Annotated in this window: 23 protein-coding genes; 15 read left to right on the top strand and 8 right to left on the bottom strand. The window is 66.3% G+C overall.

Annotated elements, in window-relative coordinates:
• The first annotated feature begins 113 nt into the window (after positions 1-113).
• Positions 114-785 (top strand): phosphodiesterase, encoded by a 672-nt coding sequence (locus ACIA48_RS20015; protein ID WP_396735327.1) that lies wholly within the window; start codon positions 114-116, stop codon positions 783-785.
• Positions 786-789: 4 nt separating this feature from the next.
• Here ACIA48_RS20015 and ACIA48_RS20010 read toward each other — a convergent pair whose 3' ends face one another.
• Genes ACIA48_RS20010 through ACIA48_RS19995 form a run of 4 tightly spaced genes read right to left on the bottom strand, consistent with a single transcriptional unit; the run spans position 790 to position 3139 of the window.
• On the bottom strand, positions 790-948 hold the full coding sequence (locus tag ACIA48_RS20010; protein ID WP_170311130.1) for a hypothetical protein: 159 nt from the start codon (positions 946-948) through the stop codon (positions 790-792).
• A 10-nt stretch (positions 949-958) separates the two neighbouring features.
• The gene (locus ACIA48_RS20005) at positions 959-1945 is read right to left on the bottom strand and encodes an LLM class F420-dependent oxidoreductase (protein ID WP_396735324.1); all 987 of its coding nucleotides are present in this window, start codon (positions 1943-1945) and stop codon (positions 959-961) included.
• Between the two features lie 36 nt (positions 1946-1981).
• Positions 1982-2455 (bottom strand): GatB/YqeY domain-containing protein, encoded by a 474-nt coding sequence (locus ACIA48_RS20000; RefSeq protein WP_396735322.1) that lies wholly within the window; start codon positions 2453-2455, stop codon positions 1982-1984.
• 9 nt (positions 2456-2464) lie between these two features.
• Positions 2465-3139 (bottom strand): SIMPL domain-containing protein, encoded by a 675-nt coding sequence (locus tag ACIA48_RS19995; protein ID WP_396735319.1) that lies wholly within the window; start codon positions 3137-3139, stop codon positions 2465-2467.
• 85 nt (positions 3140-3224) lie between these two features.
• Here ACIA48_RS19995 and ACIA48_RS19990 point away from each other — a divergent pair, with 85 nt between their 5' ends.
• From ACIA48_RS19990 to ACIA48_RS19970, 5 genes are read left to right on the top strand one after another with little or no spacing between them, the layout of a single operon-like run.
• A complete protein-coding gene (locus tag ACIA48_RS19990; protein ID WP_396735316.1) occupies positions 3225-4466 on the top strand; it encodes a glycerophosphoryl diester phosphodiesterase membrane domain-containing protein in 1242 nt (413 codons plus the stop codon).
• A gap of 1 nt (position 4467) precedes the next feature.
• The gene (locus ACIA48_RS19985) at positions 4468-5121 is read left to right on the top strand and encodes a DUF4129 domain-containing protein (RefSeq protein ID WP_396735314.1); all 654 of its coding nucleotides are present in this window, start codon (positions 4468-4470) and stop codon (positions 5119-5121) included.
• The gene (locus ACIA48_RS19980; RefSeq protein ID WP_396735312.1) at positions 5118-6257 is read left to right on the top strand and encodes a DUF4350 domain-containing protein; all 1140 of its coding nucleotides are present in this window, start codon (positions 5118-5120) and stop codon (positions 6255-6257) included. The genes ACIA48_RS19985 and ACIA48_RS19980 overlap by 4 nt, the downstream gene beginning before the upstream one ends.
• The gene (locus ACIA48_RS19975) at positions 6254-7228 is read left to right on the top strand and encodes an AAA family ATPase (RefSeq protein ID WP_396735309.1); all 975 of its coding nucleotides are present in this window, start codon (positions 6254-6256) and stop codon (positions 7226-7228) included. Before ACIA48_RS19980 ends, ACIA48_RS19975 begins: the two co-directional genes overlap by 4 nt.
• Positions 7228-8550: a DUF58 domain-containing protein gene (locus ACIA48_RS19970; RefSeq protein ID WP_396735306.1), complete on the top strand. Its 1323-nt coding sequence runs from the start codon at positions 7228-7230 to the stop codon at positions 8548-8550. Before ACIA48_RS19975 ends, ACIA48_RS19970 begins: the two co-directional genes overlap by 1 nt.
• On the opposite strand, the gene ACIA48_RS19965 is transcribed toward ACIA48_RS19970, so the two are convergent.
• On the bottom strand, positions 8547-9539 hold the full coding sequence (locus ACIA48_RS19965; RefSeq protein WP_396735303.1) for a stage II sporulation protein M: 993 nt from the start codon (positions 9537-9539) through the stop codon (positions 8547-8549). The two genes, ACIA48_RS19970 and ACIA48_RS19965, sit on opposite strands and share 4 nt — an antisense overlap.
• Positions 9540-9566: 27 nt before the next feature.
• Here ACIA48_RS19965 and ACIA48_RS19960 point away from each other — a divergent pair, with 27 nt between their 5' ends.
• Positions 9567-10460: an RDD family protein gene (locus ACIA48_RS19960; RefSeq protein WP_396735301.1), complete on the top strand. Its 894-nt coding sequence runs from the start codon at positions 9567-9569 to the stop codon at positions 10458-10460.
• A gap of 216 nt (positions 10461-10676) precedes the next feature.
• Here the strand turns inward: ACIA48_RS19960 and ACIA48_RS19955 are convergent, their stop codons facing one another.
• Together ACIA48_RS19955 and ACIA48_RS19950 are read right to left on the bottom strand one after the other, a co-directional pair.
• Positions 10677-11171 (bottom strand): DUF1772 domain-containing protein, encoded by a 495-nt coding sequence (locus tag ACIA48_RS19955; RefSeq protein ID WP_396735298.1) that lies wholly within the window; start codon positions 11169-11171, stop codon positions 10677-10679.
• Between the two features lie 73 nt (positions 11172-11244).
• Positions 11245-11904: a DUF998 domain-containing protein gene (locus ACIA48_RS19950; protein WP_396735295.1), complete on the bottom strand. Its 660-nt coding sequence runs from the start codon at positions 11902-11904 to the stop codon at positions 11245-11247.
• 81 nt (positions 11905-11985) lie between these two features.
• On the opposite strand from ACIA48_RS19950, the gene ACIA48_RS19945 reads away from it, so the two are divergent.
• The 5 genes from ACIA48_RS19945 (at position 11986) to ACIA48_RS19925 (ending at position 15603) form a co-directional block, all read left to right on the top strand.
• Entirely contained in the window at positions 11986-12624 is a 639-nt protein-coding gene (locus tag ACIA48_RS19945; protein WP_396735292.1) for a TetR/AcrR family transcriptional regulator, read from the top strand.
• A gap of 9 nt (positions 12625-12633) precedes the next feature.
• Positions 12634-13599: an AraC family transcriptional regulator gene (locus tag ACIA48_RS19940; protein ID WP_396735290.1), complete on the top strand. Its 966-nt coding sequence runs from the start codon at positions 12634-12636 to the stop codon at positions 13597-13599.
• A gap of 36 nt (positions 13600-13635) precedes the next feature.
• Entirely contained in the window at positions 13636-13854 is a 219-nt protein-coding gene (locus ACIA48_RS19935) for a hypothetical protein (protein WP_396735287.1), read from the top strand.
• A gap of 89 nt (positions 13855-13943) precedes the next feature.
• Positions 13944-14678, top strand: coding sequence for a PadR family transcriptional regulator (locus ACIA48_RS19930; RefSeq protein WP_396735284.1), 735 nt, complete (start codon positions 13944-13946; stop codon positions 14676-14678).
• Positions 14679-14724: 46 nt separating this feature from the next.
• The gene (locus tag ACIA48_RS19925) at positions 14725-15603 is read left to right on the top strand and encodes an oxidoreductase (RefSeq protein ID WP_396735282.1); all 879 of its coding nucleotides are present in this window, start codon (positions 14725-14727) and stop codon (positions 15601-15603) included.
• Here the strand turns inward: ACIA48_RS19925 and glpK are convergent.
• Positions 15600-17147 carry a glycerol kinase GlpK gene (gene glpK / locus ACIA48_RS19920; protein ID WP_396735279.1) on the bottom strand — a complete coding sequence of 516 codons (1548 nt, stop codon included), beginning with the start codon at positions 17145-17147 and terminating at the stop codon, positions 15600-15602. The two genes, ACIA48_RS19925 and glpK, sit on opposite strands and share 4 nt — an antisense overlap.
• 9 nt (positions 17148-17156) lie before the next feature.
• Here glpK and ACIA48_RS19915 point away from each other — a divergent pair, with 9 nt between their 5' ends.
• From ACIA48_RS19915 to ACIA48_RS19905, 3 genes are read left to right on the top strand one after another with little or no spacing between them, the layout of a single operon-like run.
• Positions 17157-17912, top strand: a complete 756-nt coding sequence (locus tag ACIA48_RS19915) for a class I SAM-dependent methyltransferase (protein ID WP_396735276.1) — start codon at positions 17157-17159, stop codon at positions 17910-17912.
• A 9-nt stretch (positions 17913-17921) separates the two neighbouring features.
• Positions 17922-19397, top strand: coding sequence for a glutamate--cysteine ligase (locus tag ACIA48_RS19910; protein WP_396735273.1), 1476 nt, complete (start codon positions 17922-17924; stop codon positions 19395-19397).
• Entirely contained in the window at positions 19394-19855 is a 462-nt protein-coding gene (locus ACIA48_RS19905) for a hypothetical protein (RefSeq protein ID WP_396735270.1), read from the top strand. Before ACIA48_RS19910 ends, ACIA48_RS19905 begins: the two co-directional genes overlap by 4 nt.
• The last annotated feature ends 43 nt before the right edge of the window (positions 19856-19898 follow it).

The raw sequence follows: 19898 nt of genomic DNA, 5'->3' as shown, positions 1-19898 counted from the left end.
CGAGAGCTGTTCGCTGCGTCGTCGCAGCTGTGCCGTGCATTAATGCCCGGTATCGGGGGCGTTAAACCGCTGCTCACTGTTTCGCGACGTGTGCATTTGGGCACACCTCCTGCGTGCAGGTTTCCGATCTCACCGCGTTGCCCGTGAAGCTCGGTTCGGCCGCTCGTGGACGCCGGCTCTTTCATCCCGTCGGGGTGCTCGCCGAGGGCGTTCTGGAGCGGACAGCCCCGGGCAGTGAGGGCTTGCCGATGCGCTCCTGCGACGTCATTGGTCGCGTGTCCAAAGGTGTTGGGCTGCCGGGTGCAACGCCCGACATCGCAGGTCTGGCGTTCCGCATTCCGCCCCCACAGGATCTGCGGTCCTGCGGTCCCTGGGATGTACTTCTGGCGTCGACCGCGGCAGGCAGCCGCTTCGTTCTCGCTCCGGTAGCTTCCTGGTCCGGTGCCAGCTTCTCCAGCCTCATGCCGTTGCGATACCGCGACCGCGTGTGGTGGATACGGGCACGGATTACCACGGAGCTTCGCACCAAAGGGTTGGCCCTCGACACGATCAAGTCCCAGATCAATTCCGGCGAAATCCAATTCGACATCGAACAGGCGCAGGCCAAGGGCGAGTTCACACCGCTCGCGCGGCTGACCTTGCGCCACGTTGACCCGAGCTGCGACGACATCGCTTTCGATCCCGCGCTGCACAGCGACTGCGATGTCGAGCTATTGCCCCGCTGGCTGACCAACTTCCGGCGCGCGGCCTACCGCCGCAGCCGCCAAGGCCGCGACGCGCACTAGCGCGTCAGGCCGTGGGCTCGCCACGCGTGTCGGCGACATCCGGCGCTTCCTCCCGCGTCGCCATGCCTCCTTCACCACCCTCGTCGGTCGGCCCCGGACGTCCGCCCTTCTTCTCGGACTCGTCGACGGTGTGATCTTCGTAGATTCCCTTGCCTTTGGGCATGTTTGGCCTTTCAGTCCGATTCGCTTCTGAGTTTTTCCAGCAGTGATCCGGCCGCTTCCTTGAGGAACAGATCCTGGCCCTCGTCCCCGATCTGTACCAGGGCGATATCGGTGAATCCCGCCTCCCAGTACTTGCTCACTGCTTCGACGATCGGATCGAGATCGGGTCCGCATGGGATGGATTCGGCGACGTCTTCGGGGCGCACGTACTGGGTGGCACCGTCGAAGCCGGCCGTCGTGGGGAGGTCGGCGTTGACCGCCCATCCCCCACCAAACCAGCGGAACTGGTCGTGCGCCCGGCGGATTGCCTTGTCGCGGTCTGGATCCCAGCAGATCGGGATCTGGCCGATGACTCGTACATCGCCGGGTAACCCGGTGGCACGTCTGGCGTCATGCCATGCGTCGACGAAGTCTTTGTTCGGTTCGACCGCGATCAGATGATCCGACAGCGGCGCGAAGGTTTCGACCGACCGCTCACCGGAAACGGCCGTGGCGATTGCGACCGGCATCTCTGGAATGTCCCAAAGACGCGCGGAATTCACCTCGAAATGTTCGCCCTTCCAATCGACGAGCTCACCGGTGAACAACTCGCGGATGATCTGAATGGCCTCGCGCAGCATCTCCTGGCGGCGGGTAACCGTCGGCCAACTCTTGCCGACGACGTGTTCGTTGAGATTCTCGCCGCTGCCCAGCCCGAGAGTGAACCGACCGTCGGCGAGGATCTGCAGCGTCGCGGCTTTCTGCGCGACGACGGCGGGGTGGTAGCGCATCGTCGGACACGTGACGTAGGTGAACAGCTCGACCTGCTCGGTCGCATGGGCGACGGCGCCGAGCACCGACCACGCATAGGGTGCGTGCCCCTGTGACGACAGCCATGGGAAGTAGTGATCCGAGGAGACCTCGAAGTCGAAGCCCACGCGTTCTGCCGAAACGGCATAACGGACAAGCTCTTTAGGCCCGCTCTGTTCGGTCATCAGGGTGTAGCCGAAACGCGTCATGGCATTCGGGTACCCGGGCGAATGACGCCGAAACGGCTACAGCCTGGCCTTGACCGCAGTCGAGAGTCGTGAGCCGTCGGCCTTACCTGCGGCGATCGCGGTGGCGGCCTTCATCACCTGGCCCATCTGCTTCATGCCGGGTCGCTCACCGATCTCCTCGGCGACCTGGGCGATGGCGGTGTCGACCACGTCGGCCACCTCGGCATCGGTCAGCGGAGTCGGCAGGTATTCATCGATGACGCGCGCCTCGGCGTGCTCGTTGGCGGCCAGCTCGCCACGGCCATTCTGGGTGTAGATCTCCGCCGCCTCGGCGCGCTTCTTGGATTCCTTGGCCAGCACCTTCAAGACGTCGGCATCGGACAGCTCGCGTGCGTCTTTGCCCGCCACTTCCTCGGTCTGGACCGCAGCGAGGAGCATTCGCAGCGTCGCGGTCCGCAGCTTGTCCTGCGACTTCATCGCCGCGGTGAGATCTGCACGCAGTCGCTCTTTGAGTTCTCGCGTTTCTGGCATGCCGCAAACCTACGCCGCACCGCCGTCTCTGGGTTCGGCCACGAACCGCGCGTCGACCGTCGCGGACACCTCGATGTGCTCGGGCACGAGCTCGGCGACCTGGCCCGGGCCCGCCGCCGCGGCTCGCAGGAACGCGGCCTGGGGTCCGGTCTCGGGAGTGGTGTTCAGCATTCCGGCATCGGCGATGGCGACCGGTTCGACCGCACCGAGGCCGAGCGCGTCGGCGTACTGCTGCGCGCGGGTGACCGCATCGCGTACCGCGCGAGTGCGGACATCGGTCAACAGCGTCTCGCGCTGCTTCTCGGTCAACGCCCAATCGACCTGCGACACCCGGAAACCCTCGATCTCGGCGACGTGCTGACCGACCCAGCGCGACAGGGCGGTGAAATCGCGGAACTTGACCTCGACCCCGACGCTCGCGTGATGGACGAGCGGGAGTTGTTTACCTTCGCTGTTCCATGGCCGGTTGGACCACGTGCGCAAGTAATCGGCCGACCACCAGGTCACGGCGCCCTGTTCCTCGAGCGTGATGACCGACGATTTCAGCGCAGCCAAATCGGTGGCAACCCTGGCGTATACCGGCTCCATGTCCGGTCCCTCGTACGCGACGGTCGTGTGAACGGTCCCCCGCTCGGCTGGACGAAACGCGGAGAAGGCGCCACGAACCGTGATCTCGGTCGACATATGGCCACCGTAGCGGCGGTAAGGCGGCTGACACGGCGGTCGGAGACGTTTGTCAATTCGCATCATGATCGACAGGATGGTTGCCATGAGCACCGAGGCCGGCAGTTCGGGGATGGCCGGGCAGCCGCCACTGGGCAATCCACCGCCGGGCTACGGACCTCCTCCTGGCTACGCAGCGCCGCCGGCCTACGGGCCCCCACCGGGATACGGACCTCCTCCGGGCTTCAGCCCCCCTCCGGGCTATGCCCCTCCGCCGGGATACGGACCACCACCGGGTTACGGACCACCGACCGGCTACGGGCCACCGCCCGGTTACGGACCACCGCCCGGTTACGGGCCGCCGATGCTGCCCGCACTCAAGCCGGGTGTCATCCCGCTGCGGCCACTGAGCCTGTCCGACATCTTCAACGGCGCGGTCGCCTACATCCGCGCCAACCCCAAGGCGACGCTGGGATTCACCACCATCGTCGTCGTCGCCACTCAGCTACTGGCGCTCCTCCTCTCGGTGGGTCCGCTCGCCGCCACCGGGCAACTCGCGGGGTCGTTCACCGGAGACGAGGTATCCACCGGCGCCCTGCTCGGCACGTCGCTGTCGAGCCTTGCCGGCGCCGCCGCGACCTGGTTCACAGCGATTTTGCTGAGCGGCATGCTCACCGTCGTCGTCGGACGCGCCGTCTTCGGCGCAGGCATCACCATTGGCGAAGCATGGCGACAGCTCAAGGGTCGGGTCTGGGCGCTAATCGGCTTGGCGCTCCTCGAGGGCGTGGGCATCGGACTACTCGTCGCGGTCGTTGTCGGCCTCATCATCGCGATCGGAGTCGCAGCCAACGGCGCCGCTGCGGTGATCGTCGGCATCCCGCTGGGCCTGACGTTGATCGCCGCGCTGATTTATCTGTGGGTGAGCCTGGCCTTTGCTCCGCCGCTGATCGTGCTCGAACGACTCGGCGTGTTCGCCGCGATCGCGCGCTCGTTCCGCCTGGTGAAGAAAGACTTCTGGCGGGTGTTCGGAATCCTGCTGCTCGCCACGATCGCCGTTCAGTTCATCGCAGGCGCGGTGACGGTGCCGTTCAGTTTCGGCGGTCAGTTCCTACTGATGGCGGCGGAATCAACATCGATGACGCTGTTGGCATTCCTCCTGTTGTCGGTGGGCGGCGTCATCGCCCAGATCATCACCGCCCCCTTCACCGCAGGCGTGATCGTGCTGCTCTACACCGACCGCCGAATCCGCGCCGAGGCGTTCGACCTCGTGCTGAGAACCGGCGCGGTCTACGGCCCGTCATCACCGTCCGACTCCACTGACCTTCTGTGGCTGACCCGCCAAGCCTGACGTGCCGACGATAGACATCGACAGCGATGCCGCCCACGATGCCGCGCAACGCGAACTGCAAAAACCGATCTACCCCAAGCCAGGCCTGACCGAACGTCTCCTCGACTGGATCAACGAACTGATCTACCGCCTGGCCGAGGCCGGATCTCGGTTTCCCGGAGGCTGGTTCACGCTCTCCGTTCTGCTGATCCTGCTTGTCGTCGGGATCATCGTCGCGATACGGATCGCGCGGCGCACCATGCGGACCGACCGGGGCGGTCGCTACGCGCTGTTCGGCGAACAGGAACTCAGCGCTGCCGAGCACCGAGCCACCGCCGAACAGTATGCCGCTGTCCGAGATTGGGCTGCGGCGATCCGTCACCGTCTGCGAGCGGTGGCTCGTGAGCTCGAGGACGCCAATGTGCTGGATGCCATCCCCGGCCGGACCGCCACCGAACTCGCACGCGACGCGGCTAAGGCCCTGCCGGCGTTGGCCGCTGAATTGAGCGTGGCTGCAAACTCTTTCAACGACGTCACCTACGGTGAGCGACCGGGTACGGAAACCGCATACCGGGTGATCGCCGACCTCGACGATCACGTGCGTTTCAACACCAGGGCGAGTTCGGGTACCGTACCCGCCGCAGCGACGTCCACGGGCTGGGCAGAGGTGCGATGACGGACACCGCTGTCGGTCAGACGCTGAAACAGCGGTTCAGCGCCTCCCGGTGGGTGCTGCTGTCGCTCGTCGTCGTCATTGCCGTCGCCGCGCTGAGCACCTACCTGACCGCACCGCGGCCCGGCGGCCCGATGGATCCGGGCTCCACGTCTCCGGACGGCACCCATGCCCTGGTCACCCTGTTACGCGAGCACGGCGTCGACGTTGTCGAGGCGCCGGATGTCGCCGCCGTCGAAAGTGCCGCGCGGCCCGACACACTCATCGTCGTGCTGCAGACACTGCAGCACCTCGACGACGACGTGCTGCGACGGCTGAGCACCCTGCCCGGTGACCGGCTCCTGGTGGCGCCGTCGTCACGCACCCGCGAGGCGTTGGCTCCCCACATAACCCTTGCCGGGTCGCTTCCGTTCGGCGGTTCCGACCCTGGTTGCGACCTACGGGAGGCGACCCGAGCCGGTGCGGTTTTCCTGGGTGTGAGCGACGAATACGCGGCGGCGGAGGACTTTCCGATCACCCGTTGCTACGACGGCGCCCTGGTCCGCTACACCGACGACGGACGCGAGGTCACGGTCGTCGGCAGCGGCGACTTCATGATGAACGGTGGACTGCTGACCGACGGGAACGCCGCGCTCGCGATGAACCTTGCCGGCACGGCACCGCGGGTGATCTGGTACGCACCGCAGGAGCGCCAAGGTGAATCCGATGCGGGCGCGGAAATCTCGGACCTCATTCCGCCCGCGGTGCGATGGATCGTCATCCAGCTGTGCCTCGCGATCGCGCTCGTGGCGGTGTGGCAGGGCAGGCGCCTCGGTCCGCTTGTCGCAGAGCGGATTCCCGTCGTCGTGCGCGCATCGGAGACGGTCGAGGGTCGCGGCAGGTTGTACCGCTCGCGGCGCGCTCGCGACCGTGCCGCGACGGCCCTGCGCACCGCCACGTTGCAACGGATGCTGCCGCGCCTCGGCCTGTCCACCAGCGCCGAGCCGCCCGCGGTCGTGCAGGCGGTGGCACAACGGTCCGGACAGCACGCACAGACGTTGGCGCACACACTGTTCGGTCCACCACCGCAATCCGACGACGACTTGGTCCACCTCGCCCGTGAACTCGACAACATCGAAAGGCAGGTCGCACAATCGTGACGCAGCCACCTACAGGTCAGAACCCCGGCGATGCGGCGCGAAATGCGCTGCTGGCTTTGCGCAATGAGATCGCGAAAGCGGTCGTAGGACAGGAGGCAGTGGTCAGCGGGCTCGTGATCGCGCTGCTGTGCCGCGGACACGTACTGCTGGAGGGAGTGCCCGGCGTCGCCAAGACCCTGCTGGTCCGCACGCTGGCGGCCGCACTACAACTCGAGTTCAAGCGGGTGCAGTTCACCCCCGATCTCATGCCCGGCGATGTCACGGGTTCGCTCGTATACGATGCCCGCACAGCGGAATTCGAGTTCCGGTCCGGCCCGGTATTCACCAATCTCTTGTTGGCCGACGAGATCAACCGGACGCCGCCGAAGACTCAGGCCGCGCTACTGGAGGCCATGGAGGAGCGACAGGTCAGCGTCGACGGTGAACCGCGTCCGCTGCCCGACCCGTTCATCGTCGCCGCGACGCAGAACCCGATCGAGTACGAGGGCACCTACCAGTTGCCGGAAGCACAGCTCGACCGTTTCCTGTTGAAACTCAACGTTCCCCTGCCGCCCCGGGACCAGGAGATCACCGTCCTCGACCGGCATGCGCGCGGCTTCGACCCGCGCGACCTGTCGCTCGTGCGGCCCGTCGCGGGTCCCGCCGAACTGGCCGCCGGGCGCGCCGCTTTGCAGCAGGTGCTTGTGGCCGACGAGGTGCTCGGCTACATCGTCGATATCGCCGGTGCCACAAGGCATTCTCCGTCTCTGCAGCTTGGGGTTTCGCCGCGTGGCGCAACCGCACTTCTGGGCACGGCCCGGTCCTGGGCATGGTTGTCCGGTCGCAACTACGTCACCCCCGACGACGTCAAGGCGATGGCGCGGCCGACGCTGCGGCACCGTATCCAGCTGCGCCCGGAGGCCGAGCTCGAAGGCGCCAATCCCGACGGTGTGCTGGACGGAATCCTCGCGGCCGTGCCGGTGCCACGCTAGTGGTCCTGACCGGCCGAGCCGGCTTGGTGGCACTCGTATGTGTGCTGCCGGTAGCGCTATCACCCTGGCCTGCAACGGCGTTCGCGGGTCTTGCCGGCGTGCTCGCGGCGGTCATCGCAGTCGACGTCGTGCTGGCCGCCAGCACCCGTGGGCTGGTGTTCACGCGGTCCGGTGACACCGCAGCGAGGCTGGGGCAGCCCGTCGACGCGGTGCTGGAGGTGGAGAACCCGTGCCGGCGACGCCTGCGCGGCCAGGTTCGCGATGCGTGGTCGCCGAGCGCGCGGGCCGAACCCCGTATGCACGCGGTGGATATCGCACCAGGACAACGGGTTCGACTCGTCACGACGTTGCGACCCGTCCGCAGGGGCGACCAACGGTCGGCGTTGGTGACGGCCCGGTCGATCGGACCGCTGGGCCTTGCCGGCAGGCAGAACTCACATCAGGTGCCCTGGCAGATCCGAATCCTTCCGCCGTTCTTGTCGCGCAAGCACCTACCCTCGCGGCTCGCCAGGCTTCGCGAATTGGAAGGAAACACAGCGGTCCTCATCCGCGGCCAGGGCACCGAGTTCGATTCGTTGCGTGAGTACGTCATCGGCGACGACGTTCGGTCGATCGACTGGCGTGCGACCGCCCGGCGAGCCGACGTCGTGGTGCGGACGTGGCGACCCGAGCGAGATCGACGGGTGGTCATCGTGCTGGATACCGGACGCACGTCGGCTGGCCGTGTCGGCGTCGATCCCACCGCCAACGACCCCAGCGGCTGGCCACGGCTGGACTGGTCTATGGACGCCGCGTTGCTGCTGGCCGCGCTCGCCGCCCGCGCGGGCGATCACGTCGACTTCCTCGCTCACGACCGGGTCACCCGGGCTGGCGTATTCAACGCTTCGCGAACTGAACTACTCGCGCAACTGGTCGGCGCGATGGCGCCGCTGGAACCCGCATTGATCGAGTCCGATGCCAGGGCGATGGTGGCTGCGATTCAGCGACGCGTTCGGCGTCGTGCGTTGGTGGTCCTACTCACCGACCTGAACGCCTCCGCGCTCGACGAGGGTCTGATGGCGGTCCTGCCCCAGTTGTCTGCCAAACATCAGGTACTGCTGGCCGCTGTCTCCGATCCGCGGGTCGACGCGATGGCGGCCGGCCGCTCGGACGCCGCCGAGGTTTACGACGCTGCGGCCGCCGAACGTGCGCGCAATGACCGGCGGTCGATGGCGTCGCGACTGCGGGCGGCCGGCGTCGATGTTGTGGACGCACCGCCCGATGAACTGGCGCCCGCACTCGCAGACCACTATCTGGCGATGAAGGCCAGCGGCAGGCTCTAGCGGGTCGGCACCACATCGGGTGCGTCGGAGATATCGCCGCTCTCCCCCGCGGCGGCAGCCTTGCGGCCGAAATAGATCACGTAACCGAGGAATATGACCTCGGCTGCCACGCCGATGGCGATCCGCACAAACGTCGGCAGCGGCGACGGCGTCACCACCGACTCAATCAGCCCGGCCACCAGCAATACGACGATCAACCCTCCGGCGACCGCAACCACCGCCCGGCCCTGCTCCGCCAGCACCTGCGTCCGCGGCCGATGGCCCGGCGACACGACTGACCACCCGAGTCGCATGCCCACCGCCGCGGCGAGGAACACCGCGGTCAGTTCGATGAGCCCGTGCGGGGTCAGCAGGCCGAGGAAGACGTCACCCTTGTCCGCATCGAACATGAACCCGGCGATGACACCGACGTTGAGGGCGTTCTGAAAGAGGACGTACGGGATCGGGATGCCGAGCAGGATGGCGAACCCGATGCACTGAGCCGCAACCCACGAGTTGTTCAACCACACTTGAAACCCGAACGATGCGGCGGGGTGCTCGCTGTAATAGGCGGCGAAATCGTTGTTCACCAATTGGTCGATCTCGCTTGGGGTCTTGAGGGCGCTCTGCACCTCTTGGTTGCCCGAGACCCACAGCGCGATCAGCGCGGTGACGAAGAAGAATGCGATGGCCGTTGCGAGCCACCACCGCCATGCGCGGTATGCGACCACAGGGAATGACACGGTCCAGAACCTGGCGAATTCGCTCCACAGCGGTGCGTGCGCTCCCGTCACCACCGAACGTGCGCGGGCGATCAGTCCCGACAACCGCCCGATGAGCACCGAGTCGGTGGACGAGCTGCGCACGATCGACAGGTGGGTGGACACCCGCTGGTAAAGATCGACCAGTTCGTCGACTTCAGCGCCTGTCAGCTTGCGCCGTCGCTTCAGCAGCTGCTCCAGCCGCTCCCACGTCGGACGATGCGCCACCACGAACGCGTCGACATCCACCCCAGGAATCGTAGTAGCTTTGCTGAAATGGTCAGCCAGCACGAACCCGTGGTGACCGGTGACGCGGTGGTCCTGGATGTTCAGATCGCCCAGCTACCGGTCCGCGCACTGTCGGCGATCATCGACGTCACCGTGGTGTTCATCCTCTACATCACCGGCGTCGTGTTGTGGGCCACCACGCTCACCCAATTCGATCCGGCCCTCTCCGCTGCGGTGCTGATCCTCTTCACGGTCCTGACGATCGTGGGCTATCCGGCCATCTTCGAGACGACCACCCGCGGCCGCTCGCTGGGCAAGCTCGCGATGGGACTTCGGGTGGTGTCCGACGACGGCAGCCCGGAACGGTTTCGGCAGGCGTCGTTTCGTGCGCTGGCCGGCGTGATCGAAATCTGGATGCTCACCGGCGGGCCCGCCGTGATCTGCAGCCTGGCGTCCTCGAAGGGCAAGCGGATCGGTGACATCTTCGCCGGCACCGTGGTGATCAGTGAACGCGCGCCGAAACTGTCACCCCCGCCGCCGATGCCGCCCCAGCTCGCATGGTGGGCGTCCACGCTTCAGTTGTCCGGGCTGCGTCCCGAGCAGGCCGAGTTGGCGCGCCAGTTCCTTTCCCGCGCATCGCAATTGAATTTGCCGATGCGTGATCAGATGGCCTACCGGATCGTCGGCGATGTCGTCGCCCAGATATCGCCGCCACCGCCGCCCGGCGCACCACCGCAGTACGTGCTCGCCGCCGTGCTGGCCGAACGGCACCGCCGGGAACTGATCCGGCTGCGGCCCACGCCTGGCCAACAGCCACCGCAACAGCCGTCGGGCCAGGCCCCCATCGTCGAGTATCCTGCTCCACCACAACACGTTCCACCGCCGCAGCAGATTCAACCTCCGTCCTCCGGCGGCCCCGGCGGGTTCGCGCCACCGAGCTAGCGTCCAGGGAGATCCGTGCCAAGAGTTCTGTCAATCGGATTGTCCCCAACGCCGATGACGATTCCGTGTCGGTGATCGATCTCGACAAGGAAACTGACGCACACGGTCGCTGTGGGCAACGAGCCGCAAACCGTCGCGGCCGACCCGTCGACCCACACCGCCTGGGTCGTCAACTTCACGGACAATTCGGTCTCGGTGATCGAACGGTAGTCCGCGTCAGCGGTATTGCAAACCGACGAGCATCAGTGCCGCCGCGACGATGCTGGTGGCCGCGCGGACGTGGTTCCACGCGGTCCACGTCGACAGGTACGCCTGCCACTCCCGTGCCGCATCCGCGACGGAAAGTCCGGCCGGGTCCAGAGTTTCGAGGTGGTTGTTGAGCGGCACGTTGAAAACCATCGTGATGATCGCCGCGAGGATTCCGAGCACCGCTCCCGCGAGAATCCACCCGCTGCCCGCTTCGCCGATGCGCATCGCGGCCATGACTCCGGCGCTCAGCGCCAGGATCGTCGCGCCGAAATACGCGAGCAGGAACGCCGGACTCGAGTTCGCGACAACGTTGATTCCGCGCATCGCGGTGATCGCCTCGACCGGTCCGGTGCGGTCGAGGCCGCGCATCACGAACGTCGAGAATACGTACATCATTCCGCAGGCAGCGGCGGCGGCCAATGCGGCCAGTGAGGTCAGAACGACGAAGGGGCTCATGGTCATGTCTGCAGTCAACAAGGACGCAACCCGGTGGACCATCGTCAGGCGTCCCGGCTGCATACGCGCGCGTCTGCGCTTATTCGACGGACCCGTAGAGCTTCGCAGACACGGCGGACACCCATGCCCACACCGCGACGACTGCGGCGGTGAACGAAAAAACGGTGGTCGCTCCGCCAGATCCGGACGACAGCGCGATGAAGCTGAGCGCGAACACGATTCCGGTGATCCGGGAGTACCACGCCCAGCCAGCTTCATTCGTCCGTGCGAACCATGCGCCCATCACCATGCAGGCCGCCACCAGGCACAAGAACCCGAGGGCGGCGACCGCGAAGTGAGTCAGGCCGTGCCAGCTGACCTCGCCCATCCCCGGTGGGGTGCCGGGAGGAAAGCCGTCCGACGGATCGGCCCGAAAGATGCCCGCGCAGAACACACCGACCCCGTACGCCCCGAGCAGTGCAGCCGCCCACGCCGACGACTTGCCCGGTCCGAGTGCGCGTCGAACGCCGACGGCGCCGGCGATCGTCATGGCACCGGTAATCAGGAAGTTGGCGACCTGAATCCAGCCCAGGTCGCCGTTGGACAGCTGGCTCACCGCATGCCTGGTGGGGTCGTATCCGTCTCTGGTGAAGATCTGCGCCGTGGCGAGGAGGACATAGATCGGACCCGCGATGACGCCGTAACCGAGGAGCGATTTCGTGATCCGCACCGACAGGGGCGGGCAATCGGTGGTGTTCATGACCCCTCTTAGGTAGATCAAACTAGACTGTCCAGTACTACCACTGTGGAACTAGACTGTCCAGTACTGAAAGGAGACGATATGACCGAAGCGGTGCTGGGGCGTTCGGCGCTCAAGCGCGCGACCATCCTGTCGGCGGGTCGCGACCTATTCCTGAGCCATGGCTATCAGGGCACCAGCGTCGACCAGATCGCCGCGTCGGCCGAGGTGTCGAAGCAGACCGTCTACAAGCACTTCGGCGACAAGCAGGAACTGCTCCTGGCGATCGTCAACGAGGCGCTGGACAGCACGGTGACGCCGTTTCTCGACAGGATCGCGAAACTGGCCGACACCGACGATCTCGAAGCCGATCTCACCGCGCTGGGGGGCGAGTACCTGCGGGCGGTGCTGGCGGAACCGGTGGTGCAACTGCGCAGGCTCGTCGTCGGTGAAGCCAATCGGGTACCCGCCCTGGCGCAGCTCTACTACGAGCGGGCCCCGACCCGGGCACTGGGGGCGTTCGCCGATTGCATGCGACGCCTAGATGGCCGGGGTCTCCTGTCGGTGCCCGAACCTGCCGTTGCCGCAGAGCATTTCGCCTTCCTTGTCGTTGGACGGTGTATTGATCAGGCGCTGTTCTGCGGGGGGCCGCAGGTGCTCGCGGCGTTGGACGTCGACTGTCACGTCCGCGCCGGGGTTGCGCTGTTTCTCGCCGGCTACCAAGCCATTCCAGGGCGCTAGGCTCGCACCGTGGACGCGGTGGTCGGCCTGCTCGACGGTGTGCGGGCGCGCGGCGCGTTCGTGCTGCGGATGATGATGGATCCGCCGTGGTCGCTGAGCATTCGTGACGATGCGCCGCTCACGTTGATCTGCCAAACGCACGGACGCGCGGTCATCGTCGGCCCGAGCAGCGGAACGACCTGGCTGCATTCCGGGGACGTCGCGCTGGTCCGCGGCACCGAGCACTACGTCTTCGCCGACGATCCGGCCACCGAACCGATGGCGGTGATCCATCCGGGCAACCGCTGTACGACGCTATCGGGCGAGACGCTCAAGTTCGAGATGTCGCTCGGCGTGCGCACGTGGGGTAACAGTCGCTCGGGCGCAGCGCGGTCGGTCATCTGCGCCTATGAGGGACGCAGTGAGGTGGGCGCCCGGCTGCTCGACGTGCTGCCCACGGTGCTGGTCGTGCGCGCCGACGAATGGGATTCCCCCCTGGTGGAACTGCTGTCTCGCGAGGCGGGCCGAGACGGCGCCGGCCAGGCGGCCTATCTGGACCGGATGCTCGACGTCCTCCTTATCGCGGTGCTGCGGGTCTGGTTCGGCCGCGACGGCAACGCGCCAACATGGTGGAGCGCCGAGCAGGATCCGATGGTGGGCCCGGCGCTGAAGCTGATCTACAACAATCCGGCACACCCGTGGACCGTGGCGAATTTGGCTGCGGCCGTTGGTTGTTCGCGGGCAGTGTTCGCACGCAGGTTCACCGATCAGGTGGGTGAGCCGCCGATCGCATTCCTGACGAGCTGGCGGCTGGCGCTGGCGGCCGATCTGTTGCGGTCGAGTCAGGTGACGATCGGGGCGGTCGCCCGCCAGGTTGGATACAGCACGCCGTTCGCGTTGAGCAGCGCGTTCAAGAGGGCTTACGGCGTCAGCCCGAACACCCACCGCGCCAACGCATCGTCGCCCGCAGACGCACTGGACTCCTCAGCGCTATAAGACCATCCGTCGACCCGTTGCCTCCGAATCACGGGTATGCAGCGCCTCTATCGCGTCACCCAACGCCTGCGCGGCGGGCAGACGGTCGAAGTGCCCGCCCATGCGATCGCGACGACGGTCTCAGGCTGGCTCGCCGAACTCGGTGCCGACAGTCCACTGGTCAACGAGCTAGAGAGGGCGGTGCGCACGGGCAACTGGCCCAGGGCGCGCGTGATCGCCGATTACCTGTCCGTCGAGTTGAGCGTGGCCTTCTGACGTCAGACGTTGCATCGCGATAGTTTTCGATATATCGTCAACGTATCGGAAGCGCGCACCGTGCTTCCTCTCGAACTAAGGACATGAACATGAACACCCCATTTACACCTCCCCAAGGCCCCTCCGAGGGCCCGAGTTTCCGACCTGGATTCGGCTTCGGCTTCGGCCCTGGATTCGGGCCCGGATTGACCCCCGAAAATCGCCGTACGCTGCACGAACAGCGTCGGCAGGCCCGTCGCGAATTCCGCGAACACGTCCGTGAACACCGCGGTGACGCGGGTTTCGGTCCGGGCTTCGGCGGCTTCGGCCCCGGCGGTTTCGGTCCGGGCTTCGGCTTCGGCCCCGGTCGTGGCGGTCGGCGTGGCGGACCGCGTGGCGGTGGACGCGGCAGGCGCGGTGACGTGCGTGCCGCGATCCTCAAGCTGCTCACCGATCGTCCGATGCACGGCTACGAGATGATCCAGGAGATCAACGAACGCAGTCAGCAGCTGTGGAAGCCCAGCCCCGGCTCGGTGTACCCGACGCTGCAACTGCTGGTCGACGAGGGCCTCCTTGTCGCATCGGAGACCGAGGGCAGCAAGAAGCTGTTCGAGCTCACCGACGAAGGCCGAGCTGCCGCCGAGAAGATCGAGACGGCTCCGTGGGACGAGATCACCCAAGGTGCCGACCCTGGTGCCGTCAACCTGCGTGCCGCTGTCGGCCAGCTGATGGGCGCCGTCGCGCAGTCCGCGCACGCCGCATCGGCGGAGCAGCAGCAGCGCATCGTCGACATCGTCAACAACGCGCGCCGGGAGATCTACGGCATCTTGGGCGAAGCCGAATAGTCGCCCAGCCGGAATAAGCCCGGCGGGAAGCGTGTACGCATTAAATATGCAAACCTTCCCGCTGGGCTCTTTCAATGTCGGGCGCGTCGGCTACGGCGCCATGCAGCTACCCGGGCCAGGAGTCTTCGGCCCGCCGCGCGACCACGACGAGGCGATCGCCGTCCTGCGGCGCGTCATTGAGTTGGGCATCAACCACATCGACACGTCGCAGTTCTACGGGCCCGATGTTTCCAATCAGCTGATCCGCGAGGCGCTGCACCCCTACCCCGCCGATCTGGCCTTGGTGAGCAAGGTCGGCGCCAAGCGCGATGACACCGGGGCGTGGCTGCCCGCGCAGGAACCCGACGAACTGCGCGCCGCCATCGAGGAGAACCTAAAGACGCTGGGTACCGACCGGCTTGCCGCGGTCAACCTGCGCGTTCACGACGAGGCGACGGACCCCAACTCGCCGGCGCAGGTCAACAGAGAACTGTTCGATCGACAGCTCACCACGATGATCAAAGCCCGCGACGAGGGGCTCATCGGCGGTATCGGCTTGAGCAGCATCGTGCCCGAGCATCTGCGAATCGCGTTGGACCGCACCGAGATCGTGACCGTCCAGAATGCCTACAACCTCGTCGACCGCACCTCGCAGCCCGTGCTCGAAGCATGTGTCGAGCACGGCATTTCGTTCGTGCCGTTCTTCCCGCTCGGTTCTGCGTTCACCGCAGACAACCCGGTGCTCGGTCATCGTGCCGTCAAGAGTGAGGCCGCGAAACTCGGCCGCACACCCGCGCAGATCGCGCTCGCGTGGACTCTTTCGGTCGCTCCGAACGTGCTGCTGATTCCGGGCACCTCGTCGGTGGCGCATCTCGAGGAAAACACCGCGGTCCGCGACATCACGCTCGACGACGAGACCAAGAAGCAACTCGACGCCGCCGCCTAGTCGATCTCGACCCAATCGAGCGTGCGCTGCACGGCTTTTCGCCAGCCGGCGTATCCGTCGGCGCGCTGTTCGTCGCTCCACACGGGGGACCAGCGGCTGCCTTCCTGCCAGTTGGCCCGCAGGTCGTCGGGGTTCTCCCAAAATCCGACGGCGAGACCGGCCGCGTAGGCGGCGCCCAGCGCGGTCGTCTCGGCGATGACGGGCTTGACCACCTCGACGCCGAGAACGTCGGCCTGGATCTGCATGCACAAGTCGTTGGCGGTGATGCCACCGTCGACCTTGAGCACCTCCATGTGCACGCCGGAGTCGGCCTCCATCGCGTCGACAACGTCGCGGCTCTGGTAGCAGATCGCCTCGAGCGTCGCGCGCGCCAGATGCGCGTTGGTGTTGTACCGCGACAGCCCGACGATCGCGCCGCGGGCATCCGAACGCCAGTACGGCGCAAAGAGCCCCGAGAAGGCGGGCACGAAGTAGACACCGCCGTTGTCCTCCACCTGACGGGCCAGCGACTCGCTCTCCGACGCGCCGCTGATGATGCCCAGCTGGTCGCGCAGCCATTGCACCGCGGAACCGGTGACGGCGATCGAACCCTCGAGTGCGTAAACGGGTTTCGAGTCACCAAACTGATAGCACACCGTGGTGAGTAGCCCGTTCTCGGAGCGGACGATCTTCTCGCCAGTGTTGAGCAACAGGAAATTGCCTGTGCCGTAGGTGTTTTTGGCTTCACCCGCATCGAGGCAGACCTGTCCGACCATGGCGGCCTGCTGGTCGCCTAGGATGCCGGTGATCGGCACCTCACCGCCGACCGGCCCACTGTCCAGCGTCACCCCGTAGGCATCCGGGTACGACGACGGCTTGATCTCGGGCAGCATCTGGCGCGGAATGTCGAAGAAGGACAACAGTTCGTCGTCCCAGTCGAGCGTCTCGAGGTTCATCAGCATCGTGCGGCTGGCGTTGGTGACGTCGATGGCGTGCACCCCGCCGCGAGTCCCGCCGGTGAGGTTCCACAGCACCCACGAGTCGGCGGTTCCGAAGATCGCATCGCCGTTCTCGGCGTCGCGGCGAACTCCGTCGACGTTCTCCAGGATCCATTGCAGCTTGCCGCCGGAGAAGTACGTGGCGGGCGGCAGCCCGGCCTTGCGCCGGATCACGTCGCCGCGACCGTCGCGGTCCAGCGCCGAGGCGATGCGGTCGGTGCGGGTGTCCTGCCACACGATCGCGTTGTAGTACGGCCGTCCAGTCTTGCGGTTCCACACCAGCGACGTCTCACGCTGGTTGGTGATGCCCAGCGCCACAAGATCGGCGGCCGACAGGTTGGTCTTGTTCAGCGCCGACTGGATGACCGCCGCGGTGCGTTCGGTGATCTCCACGGGATTGTGTTCGACCCAGCCGGCCTTGGGCAGGATCTGTTCGTGCTCAAGTTGGTGACGCCCCACCTCGGCGCCGTCGTGATCGAAGATCATGCACCGAGTGCTGGTGGTGCCCTGGTCGATGGCGGCGACGAATTCAGCCAACTCCTGCTCCCCTCGTAACGGCGGCTCCAATCGACCATCATGGTCTACGTGGCCAGCCCGATCGTCGACATTGAGCGCATGCCCCGCGGCGGGCCGAACGCGTCGTGCCTGGACCGACTGCTGGAGACCGACCGGCTGGAGTACCTCGACCGCGACGACGTGGACGAGGGCGTCAAGCGCAGCGTGATCCGCGCGCTGGAATGGACCGGCGAACGCTTCGGCAACACCGAGAACTTCGCGCGTATCGCGCTCGAGGAGGTCGCGGACGTCGCGGATCCCAAGATCCTCGAACTCGGTGCAGGCCACGGCGGACTGTCTCGGAAACTGTTGGACTGGCATCCCACCGCCGAGCTCACCGTCAGCGACGTCGAGCCCGCCTCGGTGGCGAAGATGGCAGCCGGTGACCTCGGCGATGACCCGCGCGCGACGGTCCGCGAGATGGATGCCGCCGCCATCGACGCGCCCGACGGATATTTCGATCTCGCGGTGTTCGCGTTGTCGTTCCATCACCTGCCGCCGTCGGCGGCCGCGCGGGTGTTCGCTGAGGGCACCCGCGTGGCCGACAAGCTGGTGATCATCGATCTACCGCGACCTCCGGCACCGCTGCATCTCCTGCGGCTCGCGACGATGCTGCCGCTGGCACCGTTCGTCCCGTTCGTGCACGACGGTGTCATCAGCTCGCTGCGCACCTACAGTCCGTCGGCGCTGCGGGCGCTGGCCGAATACGCCGCGATCGACGTGGAACTGCGCGGCGGCCTGATGAATCCGCAGGTTGTGGTGGCCACCCGCCGATAGGCTCGAATCGTGGGCGAAGAAGTGCAGGACACCGAGTACTCACTCGCGCACCGCCGCGAGTACCGGCGCAAGGTGCAGCAGTGCCTCGACGTCTTCGAAACCATGCTGAAGGAGTCCAGTTTCGAATTCGAGCGGCCGCTGACGGGTATGGAGATCGAGTGCAACCTCGTCGACTCCGCCTACCAGCCCGCCATGACGAATCACGAAGTGCTGCAGGCGATCGCCGATCCCGCGTACCAGACCGAACTGGGCGCCTACAACATCGAGTTCAACGTTCCGCCGCGCCGGCTACCGGGCCGCGCGGCGCTCGAACTCGAGGCCGAGGTGCGGGCCAGCCTCAACGCCGCTGAAGCCAAGGCCAACGAGCATGACGCGCACATCGTGATGGTCGGCGTCCTGCCGACCCTGATGCCCGAACACCTCACCGGGCGGTGGATGAGTGAGTCGGTCCGCTACCAGGCGCTCAACGATTCGATCTTCACCGCCCGCGGCGAGGACATCCTGATCGACATCAACGGGCCCGAACGGCTCAGTCTGCAAACCGAATCGATCGCGCCGGAGTCCGCCTGCACCAGCATGCAACTGCATCTGCAGGTCTCCCCCGCCGACTTCGCACACAACTGGAATGCGGCGCAGGTGCTGGCCGGTCCGCAGCTGGCGCTGGGCGCCAACTCGCCGTTCTTCTACGGACACCAGCTGTGGGCCGAGACGCGCATCGAACTCTTCGCCCAGGCGACCGACACCCGACCCGACGAGCTCAAGACGCAGGGGGTTCGGCCGCGGGTGTGGTTCGGCGAACGATGGATCACCTCGATCTTCGACCTGTTCGAGGAGAACGTCCGCTACTTCCCGTCGCTGCTGCCCGAGCTGTCCGACGAAGACCCCACTCGCGAGCTGGCCGAGGGCCGCACGCCCAAGCTTGCCGAACTGCGGCTGCACAACGGCACGATCTACCGGTGGAACCGCCCGGTGTACGACGTGGTCGACGGACGACCTCACCTTCGGGTGGAGAACCGGGTGTTGCCCGCGGGGCCGACGGTGGTCGACATGATGGCCAACGCGGCGTTCTACTACGGCGTGCTGCGAACCATGGCCGAGGATGACAGGCCGATCTGGACGAAGATGAGTTTCGCTGCGGCACAACATAATTTCACCGAATCCGCGCAGAACGGCATGAACGCGCGATTGTACTGGCCCGGCCTCGGTGAGGTGACGCCCGACGAGCTGGTACTGCGGCAGCTGCTGCCGATGGCCGACGAGGGACTGCAACGCTGGGAGGTGTCCAGCGACGTCCGCGACCGCTACCTCGGCGTGATCGAGGGCCGCGCGAAGACCGGCGTCAACGGATCCGTCTGGCAGGTCGCGACGGTGCACGCGCTGCAGGAGGGCGGGATGTCACGGCCGAACGCGCTGGCCGAGATGCTGCGCCTCTACTGCGAACGGATGCACAACAACGAGCCCGTGCATACCTGGGATGGACCATGACCTCGGCACCATGTCGCCGCCGGAGCGGCTCCAAAACCTGGATCGCGACGCTGGTGCTCCTCCTTGCGGGCTGCCAAAGCCACGCCGCACAGGCGGATCCGATCGAGGCGGTCCTCGATCAAGAGTTCGTGCTGCACGGCGGGCAGCAGGTCGCAATCCGTGGCGCTGATCTGCGCCTGCGGTTCGCCGACGTGCTGGAGGATTCCCGCTGCCCGACCGAGGTCGAGTGCTTCTGGACCGGCCAGGCGCGTATAGCTGTCGACGCTGAGCTGGGCCAGGGCGTACCGACGTCGCTGGAGTTCAACACCAACCCCGCGCCAGGCCAGGGCAAGCTGACCAATGACGTCGGCGGTTACATGGTCGAGCTGAAGACGCTGGAACCGTATCCCACGACGCCCGACGATTCACCCGAGCTGACGGACTACAGTGCGACGCTTTCGGTGCGAAAATCTTTTTGAAACAAGCGATTTCGATGCGCGGCGGCGCTGTCAGCGGATGCAC

This window comes from Mycobacterium sp. NPDC051804, from assembly GCF_044452905.1.
Taxonomy (GTDB): domain Bacteria; phylum Actinomycetota; class Actinomycetes; order Mycobacteriales; family Mycobacteriaceae; genus Mycobacterium.
The sequence above is the reverse complement of the archived record's forward strand: the minus strand, read 5'-3'. Positions and strand labels throughout refer to the sequence as shown.

Coding starts and splice junctions, on each gene's coding strand:
- ACIA48_RS20010 (WP_170311130.1), bottom strand. CDS start 948: ATGCCCAAAGGCAAGGGAATCTACGAAGATCACACCGTCGACGAGTCC.
- ACIA48_RS20005 (WP_396735324.1), bottom strand. CDS start 1,945: ATGACGCGTTTCGGCTACACCCTGATGACCGAACAGAGCGGGCCTAAA.
- ACIA48_RS20000 (WP_396735322.1), bottom strand. CDS start 2,455: ATGCCAGAAACGCGAGAACTCAAAGAGCGACTGCGTGCAGATCTCACC.
- ACIA48_RS19995 (WP_396735319.1), bottom strand. CDS start 3,139: ATGTCGACCGAGATCACGGTTCGTGGCGCCTTCTCCGCGTTTCGTCCA.
- ACIA48_RS19990 (WP_396735316.1), top strand. CDS start 3,225: ATGAGCACCGAGGCCGGCAGTTCGGGGATGGCCGGGCAGCCGCCACTG.
- ACIA48_RS19980 (WP_396735312.1), top strand. CDS start 5,118: ATGACGGACACCGCTGTCGGTCAGACGCTGAAACAGCGGTTCAGCGCC.
- ACIA48_RS19960 (WP_396735301.1), top strand. CDS start 9,567: ATGGTCAGCCAGCACGAACCCGTGGTGACCGGTGACGCGGTGGTCCTG.
- ACIA48_RS19955 (WP_396735298.1), bottom strand. CDS start 11,171: ATGACCATGAGCCCCTTCGTCGTTCTGACCTCACTGGCCGCATTGGCC.
- ACIA48_RS19950 (WP_396735295.1), bottom strand. CDS start 11,904: ATGAACACCACCGATTGCCCGCCCCTGTCGGTGCGGATCACGAAATCG.
- ACIA48_RS19945 (WP_396735292.1), top strand. CDS start 11,986: ATGACCGAAGCGGTGCTGGGGCGTTCGGCGCTCAAGCGCGCGACCATC.
- ACIA48_RS19935 (WP_396735287.1), top strand. CDS start 13,636: ATGCAGCGCCTCTATCGCGTCACCCAACGCCTGCGCGGCGGGCAGACG.
- ACIA48_RS19930 (WP_396735284.1), top strand. CDS start 13,944: ATGAACACCCCATTTACACCTCCCCAAGGCCCCTCCGAGGGCCCGAGT.
- ACIA48_RS19925 (WP_396735282.1), top strand. CDS start 14,725: ATGCAAACCTTCCCGCTGGGCTCTTTCAATGTCGGGCGCGTCGGCTAC.
- ACIA48_RS19915 (WP_396735276.1), top strand. CDS start 17,157: ATGGTCTACGTGGCCAGCCCGATCGTCGACATTGAGCGCATGCCCCGC.
- ACIA48_RS19905 (WP_396735270.1), top strand. CDS start 19,394: ATGACCTCGGCACCATGTCGCCGCCGGAGCGGCTCCAAAACCTGGATC.